Source organism: Bacillus sp. D386, from assembly GCF_006346415.1.
Map to the genome: position 1 here is coordinate 136,976 of NZ_VEMV01000006.1, position 12,594 is coordinate 149,569.

At 37.5% G+C, this 12,594-nt stretch carries 9 protein-coding genes; 1 reads left to right on the forward strand and 8 read right to left on the reverse strand.

Going from position 1 to position 12,594, the window contains the following annotated elements; genetic code table 11:
• Nucleotides 1–51 precede the first annotated feature (51 nt).
• The 6 genes from FHY45_RS17980 to FHY45_RS18005 all read right to left on the reverse strand — a co-directional run bounded on the left by FHY45_RS17980 (nt 52) and on the right by FHY45_RS18005 (nt 9,309).
• On the reverse strand, nt 52–2,433 hold the full coding sequence (locus tag FHY45_RS17980; protein WP_139892718.1) for a polyprenyl synthetase family protein: 2,382 nt from the start codon (nt 2,431–2,433) through the stop codon (nt 52–54).
• Between the two features lie 237 nt (nt 2,434–2,670).
• Nucleotides 2,671–3,546: a spermine/spermidine synthase domain-containing protein gene (locus FHY45_RS17985; RefSeq protein WP_139892719.1), complete on the reverse strand. Its 876-nt coding sequence runs from the start codon at nt 3,544–3,546 to the stop codon at nt 2,671–2,673.
• A 204-nt stretch (nt 3,547–3,750) separates the two neighbouring features.
• Complete coding sequence (locus tag FHY45_RS17990) at nt 3,751–5,145, reverse strand: sugar porter family MFS transporter (protein ID WP_066108204.1); 1,395 nt, start codon at nt 5,143–5,145, stop codon at nt 3,751–3,753.
• 383 nt (nt 5,146–5,528) lie between these two features.
• Nucleotides 5,529–6,947, reverse strand: a complete 1,419-nt coding sequence (araA, locus tag FHY45_RS17995; protein WP_066108207.1) for an L-arabinose isomerase — start codon at nt 6,945–6,947, stop codon at nt 5,529–5,531.
• Nucleotides 6,948–6,980: 33 nt separating this feature from the next.
• Nucleotides 6,981–7,676: an L-ribulose-5-phosphate 4-epimerase gene (locus tag FHY45_RS18000; protein ID WP_066108210.1), complete on the reverse strand. Its 696-nt coding sequence runs from the start codon at nt 7,674–7,676 to the stop codon at nt 6,981–6,983.
• 22 nt (nt 7,677–7,698) lie between these two features.
• Nucleotides 7,699–9,309, reverse strand: coding sequence for a xylulokinase (locus FHY45_RS18005; RefSeq protein WP_066108213.1), 1,611 nt, complete (start codon nt 9,307–9,309; stop codon nt 7,699–7,701).
• Between the two features lie 331 nt (nt 9,310–9,640).
• On the opposite strand from FHY45_RS18005, the gene FHY45_RS18010 reads away from it, so the two are divergent.
• Nucleotides 9,641–10,732 carry a GntR family transcriptional regulator gene (locus FHY45_RS18010; protein WP_139892720.1) on the forward strand — a complete coding sequence of 364 codons (1,092 nt, stop codon included), beginning with the start codon at nt 9,641–9,643 and terminating at the stop codon, nt 10,730–10,732.
• A gap of 159 nt (nt 10,733–10,891) precedes the next feature.
• Here FHY45_RS18010 and dhaQ read toward each other — a convergent pair whose 3' ends face one another.
• On the reverse strand, nt 10,892–11,890 hold the full coding sequence (gene dhaQ, locus FHY45_RS18015; protein WP_139892721.1) for a DhaKLM operon coactivator DhaQ: 999 nt from the start codon (nt 11,888–11,890) through the stop codon (nt 10,892–10,894).
• Between the two features lie 19 nt (nt 11,891–11,909).
• Complete coding sequence (dhaS, locus tag FHY45_RS18020; RefSeq protein WP_066108222.1) at nt 11,910–12,467, reverse strand: dihydroxyacetone kinase transcriptional activator DhaS; 558 nt, start codon at nt 12,465–12,467, stop codon at nt 11,910–11,912.
• Nucleotides 12,468–12,594: the final 127 nt, after the last annotated feature.

A 12,594-nucleotide genomic window follows, 5' to 3' on the forward strand; every position in this document is an offset into this window, starting at 1 on the left:
TCTTTATGTTCTGGATGTTCTCTGCTATCAGGCAGCGAACAGACAATCACTTTAGCGCTGTCTGTTCACCATATAATTCAATAAATGCTTTAAAAATGAACTCTTCGGTGAAATTTGTACAATAGCTTCCATAGCATAGCAGTAATGGTCCCACATTACTTTACGAGCACCCTCCCTGCCAAGAACTGATACAAATGTAGAATTTTTATTCTCTTTGTCCTGTCCGACAGGTTTTCCAAGTAAAAGGTCATCCCCCTCCAGATCAAGCAAGTCATCTTTAATTTGAAATGCGATTCCGGCATGATGAGCGAAATTTTTTAACTTCTCTATCTCGGATTCCCCTACTTGAGCAAGAATGGCAGGCATAATGAGTGATGCCTCAAATGCGATTCCTGTTTTGTAGAAGGAAAGCGTGTTTAATTCCTCTAAAGTCAGCATTTTCCCTTTCGATTCCAAGTCCATTGCCTGCCCTCTGCACATATCCATGGCTACCTGGGATGAATATCGAATTAACTGTAGAACAGACGCAGCATCAAACTGTTTCAGTGATGCTTGTTCCTTCATAGCATTCTGAATAAGATATACTGAAGTTATTTCTGCTATTCCTGTATTATGGACCGTATGCAAGGTAGCACGGCCTCTTCGAATAGGCGCATTATCCTGAGATGGCAGATCATCGAGAATAAGAGATGCCGTATGCATATATTCCAGGGATTTAAGAAGCGGCACAATCGCTGTAGAATCCAGCCCATACTCCCTGACTCCCATCATCCAGGTCACGATTGGCCTTAGCCTCTTTCCATCACCTTCAAGACTGTAATTTGCCGCATCAATGATTGGATCATTCGTCAAAAGTGTAGATTCTAGTTGATTAATAGGCAGATATTGATTAATCTCCTGACGAATGCTCTTTATTGTGTTAGCAAATTCGCTTTCCTCTTGACGATCCTTTCTCATATTGGAAAGGATATGATCTCGGAGCAATTTATCAAAGAAATCCACATCATCTGCTTTCTGAACCATCGTTTGGATAAGGCGATTAAATGTCGGCATATTTGCTGTTAATAAATTCATCAATTCATCATACTGCTTAGTACCTAATCGTTCTTTATTTCTTTTTAGGCCATTAATTGCTCGATCTAGTATGACCTCACAAGCATGTGGATCAGAATCATATACATGATGAATCAAGTTGAAAATAACCGTCCAATATAATTCGAATGGGTTAATAAGGTCAGGACGCTTATCATGATAGGTTAGATAATACGTATATGGAGTGACCGCTCCTGCATCCATATCATCAAATAAATCCGCAAAGTCATCTGCCAATTGATTGTATATTCCATAGTAAAACGTGCGTTTGTTAAACCCTTCATCCTCTGGTGCACTAATAACAGAACGAACGATCAATCGTGAAGATGATGATTTTAATATGATTGGAATAAACAAATCTTCATTGGTGTAATGTTCATTTGTTAACTCTTTAACTCGGTCTACTTCCTGTGAATGAAAAAACACATACGCCTGGTCGAAAAATATCCTGGAATTTTCAGGGCTTTGGCAACCTTTAATATACTCGAATGCTTCCTTCAGTTCTGAATGAATAAACCGGATAAGTTCTTCATTTTTACCAGACCACTCGTCTATTTCTGGGACTGTCCCATTTATAAGCGTCATTCTAATGATAGTTGAAAACTGCTTTTTCTCCTCATCGGATAAAACATTTGCATCTAGTAAATCATCTATAAAAGGATAGGTCAGACCATAGGAATATCCTAGCCGAATGGCTTCATCAAGTTTCTGTGCCCGTTCCTCCGGGGAAATATCAGAGCCCATCTCTTCCCTAACGTGCATCATAACTCCACCTATGATTTTGATTAATTTACGTTGGGCATTTTCGGCATCCATTCCATTCGGTATAGAGGATGACACGATTCTTAGCTTGTCGAATAGCCAGATGACTGTTGACTCGATATTCTCCTTTTGGCCCCATCTGTACAAACCGTGTGTACTAAACAAATCAAACTCACTAGCTTCTTCAAATTTATCTGTAACTAATTGAGAGATGAGCGTATCCACGACTTGTTTGATTTTAGTTTGTGTTTCAGGCTTGTCCAGGGCTTTGCCCAAATCTCTCAGATAGATATATGAAATACTTCGATGAAGATACTGCTCCAGTTTCCCTCTCTTATTCAACCAGCTTATATACTGATGATACTCCTTATTTGTTGGTTTTTTATTTTTATGAGCAAAAAGGGAAGCTAAGGATCGATGACGAATATGATTCTGCTTCCACGATTGAATATCTTTCGTTAATGCATCGATATAGCTCTTTTCAATCACCTGCGCACGCAAGGATTCAAAATACTTTTCAGCCTTCTCTTCAGCCAATACATAACATTTATCACTATTATTTATGACCTTCTCATTCATAAGTTCAACTACCTCTTGTTTTCTTTTGGTTATACAATTTCCTACTCACTTAATACAAAAGTACCATCTTTATAAGCATAAAGCTAAAATAAACAATGTGGTATTTTTGACCTATTTCTCAGTGAACGATTATCGCCCCTGACCAACGTCTTATTTATATACTCTTCAGGAAAACATACCTTTACTAACTATAAAAATCCCCCTTCAAACTTTGAAAGAGGATTTCTCATCCATGTTTTATAAATAACATTTAATTGATTTTTCAATCCAATAGGTAAATATCGTATTTGGACATCTTTTTTCAAATAACTTCATTTTTAAATACATATCAATTCCATCCGAAACATCATGCCATAAATCCGTAAAAACAAAATCAAATTGACCCTTGGCCATAGATTTTTGAGCATATTCAAAGGCATTAGCTTTAATGATCTTAATCTTTTGATGGTTTTTGAATTGCGGCAATATATACGTTTGGAACAAGTTAATCACGTCTTCATTCATTTCGACTACCGTGATGCTGTCAACATTCTCTTTTTCAGAAATCATATAGGTATAATAACCAAGTCCCAATCCATATGTAAGTACATTTCCAAACGCCTGCTCAATCGGTTCTTTCATGGTTTCGATTTCATTAGGCGTTACCGTCATCCATATTCTTTCGTTTTCTAAAATAGCTGGATACTCAAATTCTGTTTCAAAAAAACCGATTTGCGGGATTTGCCTGCCTTCTTTTGTTTTGACAATATCATTGCATACAAAACCCTCAAACGGTTTATACTTTTCATATTTTAGTTCACTATTACCAATCTTCAACGTTGGGATCTTGATATTCTTATAATAAGGGTTTTCGCAATATTCCTTTTCATCCAATTTAAAAAACATTCCATTAAAGTAATTGTTGAATAGATTCTTATCATCCATCTTATCCACAATATCCAATCCAAAAGCAGCCGCTAAAATGACCGCAAATGCATGCTCATAAGATACGCCATACTGAACAATCTCATTTATCTCTTCTCTATCAACAAAATCGGGCGCCTTATTTAAATAATTGCTTAGCAATGCGAACACTTTATAATTATCTTCTTTTACTCCATCATTCGGTTTCATTTCTTCACCTGTATTCATTGAGTTATAGTAAAATAATAGCGAAAAAATAGAGATGGAGCAATGAAACTGGAATTCCCCTTAAGTAAACACAGGCACTTCAGATAAATGAATGAATAAAAAAAGTCCCTGATTCCAGTATAGAAATCAGGGACTGCTTACTGTATAGCTTTACTGCATTTCGATAAGCAATTAATATGTTACTTTTTATGCACTTTTCGCCTTAGCCTGTTTACTTTCTCCAATTTTCTCTATATCCTCTAAACTGCGACCGCGAGTTTCAGGAACACATGTCCGTATAAATAGGACTCCCAGTAAACAAATACCACCGAAGATGGCAAAAACAGCTTCTTGAGGCATAAAAGCAATCATGATTGGGAAAAGCAATCCGACCAAGAAAGAACCAATCCAGTTAAATGATGAAGCTAATCCTGACGCACGTCCACGAATGGCTAGCGGGAATATTTCTCCAACTATGACCCAAGTTAAAGGAGCCCATGTGAATGAATAAAACGCAACATAGATACTTAGAAAAACAACCATCATCATCGGATTCACATTAGGAATTAGTATGTTTAAGATGGCCGGAAAAATAAAGGAGAGTCCCATAATGGTTCCGCCAACTGTTAATAAAGTACGGCGCTTAAATTTATCAGCAATGACCAGGAATACTAATGAACCTATTACGAGGATAATCCCCTGAATGATTGGCCACATCAACGCGGAACTGGCTGCATGACCCGTAGCATTTTCCACAATCAAAGGAATGTAATAGAAGATGGCATTTGCACCCTGGAATTGTTGAAAAGCTGCTACACCTACACCCGCAAAGACCAAGTAACGGTATTTACCACTTAAGAGAGTTCCCCAAGACGTTTTCTGACTTACCGTTTTTTCTTCTTTTGCAGCTTCTTGAATTTGTTTTATTTCAGCATCAATATCTTTTTTATTTGAACGAATATAGCCCAATACCTTACGAGCTTCATCAAATTTATTATTCTTAATTAAAAATCTTGGTGATTCAGGTAACTTTAACATTCCAAAAAATAAGATGATAGCAGGTACTGCAGCCAAACCAAGCATCATCCGCCATGCCATAGTTTCTGGCAGGTCTTTCAATAGATAATCAACAATGTATGAGAGCAACATCCCAGAAACGATCATGGTTTGATTTATTCCTGACAGACGACCGCGCAATTTTGCAGGCGCCATTTCCGACATATAGGCTGGAACCAACGCAGAGGCAGCCCCAACAGCTAGTCCTAGAAACATCCGTGATACAATCAAAAATAGTATTCCATCATGGGGGGCTATGCCTGACAATATGGATCCCACAACAAAAATGACAGCAGATATTAAAATCATTTTGCGTCGTCCTAAACGGTCAGACAGCTGACCAGCTACGACACCTCCAAAAATAGCTCCAAACATTACCGAAGAGGTAATCCAACCAATAGCGGTAGCTCTTCCTTCGAGGCTCCAATCACTTTCTAAAAAAGGTAATGCTCCCGTCATAACACCTATATCATAACCAAAAAGAATGCCGGCAAAAGCTCCAAAGAAATAAATAAAGCGACTTGATATTTTCTTTTCATTAACCATGAATGTTCCCTCCACTAGGTGCAAAAATATATTGCTAGAAATCCTACCACTAAGACTATTAATAGCCTTAACATATATAAAAGCGTTTTCAAGTCCTGCAAAATTGCTATAATACCAGTTTACGTTCATAGCTTGTCTTACATGATAGTAGGTGTTGCCTATTTAATAATAGAGATGCTCTGTTTAATTTAATGAATAACGCATTAGGGTACTTTTGAATCAAATATAATGAATCCAAAAACATTTAGTTTTATTTCTTCATCTTAAACGCTTTCATATATATAAACAAAGAACACGCTTACAAATAAAAGCATCTTATTCTACCTTCTGGGATAATCTATTATCCTCCAAGAAAGCATAAGCCCCCTCGGAGGATAAAGCCATTACCTAATAACTACATAATCTAAGTCAACAAGCTTTGCATACGTGATAATTTGATCTGTTGTCAGATTCAATGAAACAACTGTATGGTGACCGCCGCCATTCTCAATCCACGCTTTAACCCCATCCTGGAAGTTTGGCTTTACTTCCCATAGTACACGTGCTACTGGAAGATTAGGTGCTTTAACAGTTGGCTCAAAAGCAGAAACTTCATTAATCAAAAGCTTGTAATGTGTACCAAAGTCAGCCATTGAAACAACAACACCATCTCCTGCCTTACCATCGAAAACTAAACGAGCCGGATCTTCACGATCACCGATACCTAATGGAGATACGACAATTTTTGGCTTGTTGCAAGCTAATGTTGGATCTACTTCAAGCATATGTGATTGAAGAGCAGCTTCTTGCCCAACAGCTAGTTCATAAGTGTAATCCTCCATAAATCCAGTCGATTGGTTATGGCTCATCACTTTAAGTAAGCGATCTAGGGCTGCAGTCTTCCAATCCCCTTCACCAGCAAATCCATATCCTTGGGCCATCAAACGTTGCACTGCAAGGCCAGGAAGCTGTTTCATGCCATATAAGTCTTCAAAGTTAGTTGTGAATGCATTGTAACCACCATCATCAAGGAAACGCTTAATGGCAATTTCATAGCTTGCTTGCACCTTCACGCTCTTTTCCCAATCTTCTTTGCTGTATATGCCATAATCAAATTCATATAGTTCCGCATACTCAGCAATTAAATCGTTCACTTCTTCGTCCTTAACGTCATTCACATATTGAACAAGATCGCCTATACCAAAGTAGTCAACAGTCCATCCAAATTGAATTTGAGCCTCTACCTTATCCCCTTCGGTTACTCCAACATTACGCATGTTATCACCAAAACGAGCAACTTTTATATTGAAGCTTTCGTTATAAGCAACCGCTACATCCATCCATTCTGCTATTTGCTTTTGGACTTCAGCACGTTTCCAGTAACCTACTACAACTTTATTTTGCTTTTTCAAACGCGCATTGATAAATCCATATTCACGATCACCATGAGCTGATTGATTCAGATTCATGAAGTCCATATCAATGGTTTCCCATGGAATACTTTCGTTAAACTGCGTTGCTAAATGTAGCAATGGCTTTTGTAATAATTTTGTTCCGCGAATCCACATTTTTGCTGGTGAGAAGGTATGCATCCAAGTAATTACGCCCGCAACCTCATCACGATAGTTCACTTCTTTCATAATGCTTGTAATTTTATCTGCACTTACAGCTAAATCCTGCAATACAAGCGGGTAAGGTAATATACCGCTTTCATTTAAGGCATCCGTCATCGTTTGTGCGTGTGCTTTGACTTCCGCCAGTGCTTCTTCCCCATATAGATGCTGTGAACCTACGACAAACCAAAACTCTTTTACTTTAGACATAATAATCCTCTTTTCGTAGTTTGATAGTTTGTATTATTTTTGCCCATAGTAGGCATTTTTTCCATGTTTACGTAGATAGTGCTTATCTAAAATACGTTGTGGCAATTCTTCAGCAAAATGATTTAGTTCTCGTGTAAATAAATTCATTTTTGAGACCTCTTCTAATACCACACTGTTCATAACCGCTGATTTTGCATCTTTGCCCCAAGTAAATGGTCCGTGTCCATGAAGTAAAATACCGGGAACTGCCAATATATCTAATCCACGTTGTTCAAATGTTTCGATAATGACCTTTCCAGTTTCCACTTCGTACCCACGGTCAACTTCCTCTTGAGTTAAAAACCTTGCACATGGAATGGAACCATAGAATGTATCGGCATGAGTAGTTCCCATCGCCGGAACATCTAAACCTGCTTGAGCCCATATAGTCGCCCAGGTTGAGTGCGTATGCACAATGCCGCCAATCTCTGAATAATGCTTGTAAAGTACTGCATGAGTTGCTGTATCTGATGAAGGATTCAATTCCCCTTCAACCACCTGACCATCCAAATCAACAACCACCATATCACTTGGCTTCATCGTCTTATAATCAACACCGCTCGGTTTGATAACAAATAAGCCACTATCACGGTCAATTGCACTTACATTTCCCCATGTATATTTGACGAGTCCATGCTTGGGCAATTCTAAATTTGCTTCAAATACTTCCTCTTTTAACTTTTCTAACACTTGAACCCCTCCAAACTTGGACTCATAAAATCAAATGATCGACAGCTGCCTGCTCAATTACAAGACCTTTTTTATATCGCTCTATAAATTTCTCAAAACCTTTAACATCAAATTGATCCGGATATATTTCTTGACTATCAACCTCGAAAAAGACTTTTTGGTCAAGGAATTCTTCCAAGTATTCCTTCTCATTTTTGTTCATCATGTAAGAAGCCAGAATAGCCATCCCCCACGCACCGCCCTCTCCGGCTGTTGCCATAACGGATACTGGTGCATCAATGGCAGCTGCGACGATTTTTTGACCTACAATAGGTGTTTTGAATAATCCGCCGTGAGCCAAAATGCCGTCAATTTCAACACTTTCTTCTTTAGTCATAATGTCCATTCCAATTTTTAATGCGCCAAATGCAGTAAAAAGATGAGCTCGCATAAAGTTTGCTAAATTAAACTGACTACCAGGAGGTCGTACGAATAGCGGTCGCCCCTCATCTAATCCTGTAATATTCTCACCGGATAAATAGCCATAGCTTAGCAATCCGCCAGCATCCGGTTCAGCCTCCAAAGCTTTATTCAGCATCACTTCATATAATTGATCCGTTTCTATCTTTTGGCCCATTGCTTCAGAGAACTCACGGAATAATTTCAGCCAGGCATTTAAATCACTGGAGCAGTTATTAGCATGAACCATCGCTACAGGACTGCCATCAGGTGTTGTTACTAAATCAATTTCCGGATACACTTTTGAGAGTTCTTTTTCCAGTACAATCATGGCAAAGACTGATGTTCCTACTGAAATATTACCAGTACGCTTTCTCACACTATTTGTAGCAACCATTCCTGTACCCGCATCACCTTCCGGCGGACAAAGCGGAATACCTGGTTGTAAATTCTGTGATTGATCAAGAATTTTTGCCCCAACTTCAGTCAATTCACCAGCTTGTTCTCCTGAAAGATAAACTTTAGGAAGAATCTCCTCTAGGCTCAAAGGACAACCCTTCGTGGAAATTAGTTCATCAAATTGCTTAACCATTGATTCATTATAATTCTTTGTTGATTCATCGATTGGAAACATACCTGAAGCATCTCCAATACCGATCGCTTTATTACCAGTCAGTAACCAGTGGATATAACCTGCTAAAGTCGTAACATAATCAATACGCGGCAAATGTTTCTCTTCATTTAAGATAGCTTGATAAAGATGAGCAACGCTCCATCGTTCTGGGATATTGAATTTAAATGTATCAGTCAATTCTTTAGCTGCCGCACTCGTTGTTGAGTTACGCCAAGTACGAAACGGAACAAGTAATTCTCCTGTATGATCAAAGGCCATATATCCGTGCATCATGGCTGAGATTCCAATAGAACCAATCTTCCGAATCGTTATCCCATAGTTTCTTTCAACTTCTTGCTTCATCTCACGATACGCTGCTTGTAGTCCAGTAATAATATCGACTAGGCTGTATGTCCAAAAACCATCCTCCAAGCGGTTTTCCCACTCATAGCTTCCAGATGCAACCGTTTCAAAATTATGATCAATTAACACTGCCTTGATACGTGTAGAACCAAATTCAATTCCAAGAGAAGTCTCTCCCCTAGCAATTGCCTCTTGTATGTTTGCTTTGTTCTTTCTCATATAAACCCCCATCTGATAGCGGTTTCAATATCCGGAATGATTACGCTTTCTATTTGTTAACTTGATTATATTTATTTGTACGTACAAATGTCAACTAATGTGTAATTAGTACACACAAATTTAACATTCTCGATTTTAGTACAAATCAAACAAAGACCCACAAAACCATTTATTGGGTATACTATTAAAAGAACTAATGAAAGATGTTACTTATAAAATAGAATTAGATTGCTTATTTTATTTCTTACTAATTCAAAGTAAAATATGTACATACAACTATTTCGAATCAATCAATTAGTGCAAGAGCACCAATGAAGGAAGTGAGCTATAAATGAAACCAAAATATCAGGTCATCATTGATGATATAAAAAGCAAGATTCTTTCGGGAGATTATAAAGTTGGTGACCAAATCCCTACTGAAGCTTCCCTCCAAGAAAAATACGAAGTGAGCCGACAAACTGTTCGTAAAGCTATTTTAGAACTATCAAACGAAGGATTTTTAAGAAGTGAAAAAGGGTCTGGCACTTATGTCAGTAACCAATATCAAGCAAAATCTGGCGGTCAATCTAACACTAAAACAATCGGAGTCATTACAACCTACATTTCTGATTATATTTTCCCCTCCATTATTCGAGGGATTGAAGGCAGATTAAATGAAGAGAATTATTCGTTATTATTAGCCAGTACAAATAATGATGTCGAACAGGAAAAGAAAGCTTTGGAAATGATGCTGTCATTTGGAGTGGATGGTTTGATCATAGAGCCTACGAAAAGCAATCTATATAATCCAAACATCTCTTATTACCTGTCATTTAAAGAACAAGAGGTTCCATTCATTATGATTAATGCTTATTATGAAGAATTAAGTGTTCCCTTTCTTTGTCTTGATGACGTCCAGTCCAGTTATCTCGCAACAAAGGAATTAATTTCGAAGGGACATACACATATCGGGCTAATATCAAAATCAGATGACCTACAGGGAAAATATCGAATGAAGGGATATATAAAAGCGCTTGGAGAAGCCAAATTAGGATTTCGACCTGAGCATGTGCTTACATTCGATACAGAAACAAAGCCCAATTTATCAGCTAGCTTGAAGAAATTTTTAGAGGAAAATATTCACCTATTAACCGCGATTGTTTGCTATAACGATGAAGTCGGTTTAGAAGTAGTAAATGTGTGTAAACAGCTTAATATTTCCATTCCAGAGAAGTTATCAATAATCGGGCAGGACAATTCCTATATTGCCAAAAATGCTACTATTGCACTGACAACATTAACCCACCCACAGGAACAAATGGGACGTGATGCAGCTGATTGGCTCATTAAGAAATTGCAAGGAAAACGAGATTTACCAAACGAAACCTATTATCAGCCAGTGTTAGTTGAAGGAGAAACAGTAAAAGATTTAGAGATACATTAAGCAATAGTTATGAATATATTTTATTTCATATGGTGCTACTAAATTACTTAATGAAAAAGAAAAGCCCTGTTTATGCTCGTTATGATACCCGAGCATAAACAGGGCTTTACTCTATTTCTGCTATATATGGTATTTGACTGTGCACTAATCAAATCTTAACTACCAGTTAGCTACTTCCACCTCTGCTTTTAACCATTTTTCCCAAACAGAATCCGTTATTTTGAGTAAGCTTAATGAAATACCTTTCATATCTAAGGAAGTTAAATGGTTTCCAACCTTCACAAATCTAATATCCAAGCCTTCCAGCTCGCATAAACGTCGGATGTCATTGGTAAAGATATACTGTTCCATCAGCGGTGTAGCCCCTAACCCATTCACCAAAATGGCAAATCGATCTCCTTTTTTCCATCGATAAAGACTTTTAAGTTTATTCATAAGCTCTATGGCTAAAATTTCAGAGGAATGAAATTCTTCTTTCCGGTATCCCACTTCACCATGAATCCCAATTCCGTAAAATACTTCATTATCCTGTAGTATAAATGACCTTCTATCTGTCTCAGGATGGGTTACCGGTGAAAGTGCAACTCCCAATGTATGTAAATGATTGATGACAGACTGGCCAATTTCCGTTAGTTCGTTTAGAGAATATCCCTCACGTGCAGCAGCTCCAAGTATTTTATGGACAAACACAGTACCAGCCACACCACGTTTCCGCTTATTGAAGGAATTGTCGTCTTCAATGGAGACATCATCACTTACAATGACATGATCAACAGTCCAGCCTTCTTTTTGGGCGATGGATTCAGCCATCAAAAAACTCTCTAAATCTGCTTTAAAATTTTTGACTATGAGCAAGACACGCTTATTTTTATCAATCATCCGAATGGCGGCTACTATTTGCTCAGTTGTTGGCGGCGTGAAAATTTCTCCATTAACAGAAATGGAGAGCATTCCTTTCCCTACATATCCATAATGAGCCGGTTCGTGTCCGCTGCCGCCTCCGCTAATAATGACTACCTCCTCTCTTATATCTTTTAAATCTTTCCGATAAACAATATCATGCTTGGGCTCATAAGAAACCCTTTCTTTATGTTCAAAACAAAATCCAGCCAACATGTCTCTTACAACATGCTGAACATCATTAATTATTTTTTTCATTCTTATTCCCTCTCGCTGCTCACTCCTGCAGAAATGGCAGTAATTGATCATTTATCATATATTTCATCAAGGATGACATCGTGGAAGATTCGAGAGTGCAATCTTTCTCAATCCACTCTTTGATTATCCCTACAAACCCATAGCTATAAAAAGAAGCCATTAATTCTTTCCTTTCATTAGAAACCTTTAATCCGCTTCCGTCCAAACGGTTAGTAATAATCTCAAGATACAAATTCTTTGTGTGTTCATATAAGTATTCGTTAAAGGAATTTTGCTCTTCTACTTTAAATGCATTTTGATAGAATCGTCGATTCTGACTGAAGTATTCCAATAACAAATGAAAGATGTTCTCCCACTTTTCATATCCAATAAAGTCTGTAATATTTTCCTTCGTTTCTTCTTTATAAATCCAGCCAAGCAATTCATATTTATCTTGAAAATGGTAGTAAAATGTTTGCCTTCGCATCTTACAGTTTACCATAATGTCGCTTACTGAAATTTTATGAAAAGGTTCAGTTACCATTAAATCTTTTAATGATTTTGCAATTATTTTTTGTGTGATAATCGATGAGGTCATGGGTTACCTTCCCTATTAAAATTGTAATTTAATTATACAAAAATGATATAATTACGGCTATTTTGACAAATATGGTTATTTGTCCGTTTACTTTAAAACGCTTACATTATACTGTTAACAGTATGAA

Excerpts from the sequence above, each read along its gene's own strand:
- FHY45_RS17980 (WP_139892718.1), bottom strand. The coding sequence starts at position 2,433 with ATGAATGAGAAGGTCATAAATAATAGTGATAAATGTTATGTATTGGCT.
- FHY45_RS17985 (WP_139892719.1), bottom strand. The coding sequence starts at position 3,546 with ATGAAACCGAATGATGGAGTAAAAGAAGATAATTATAAAGTGTTCGCA.
- FHY45_RS18005 (WP_066108213.1), bottom strand. The coding sequence starts at position 9,309 with ATGAGAAAGAACAAAGCAAACATACAAGAGGCAATTGCTAGGGGAGAG.
- FHY45_RS17990 (WP_066108204.1), bottom strand. The coding sequence starts at position 5,145 with ATGGTTAATGAAAAGAAAATATCAAGTCGCTTTATTTATTTCTTTGGA.
- dhaS (WP_066108222.1), bottom strand. The coding sequence starts at position 12,467 with ATGACCTCATCGATTATCACACAAAAAATAATTGCAAAATCATTAAAA.
- dhaQ (WP_139892721.1), bottom strand. The coding sequence starts at position 11,890 with ATGAAAAAAATAATTAATGATGTTCAGCATGTTGTAAGAGACATGTTG.
- FHY45_RS18010 (WP_139892720.1), top strand. The coding sequence starts at position 9,641 with ATGAAACCAAAATATCAGGTCATCATTGATGATATAAAAAGCAAGATT.
- araA (WP_066108207.1), bottom strand. The coding sequence starts at position 6,947 with ATGTCTAAAGTAAAAGAGTTTTGGTTTGTCGTAGGTTCACAGCATCTA.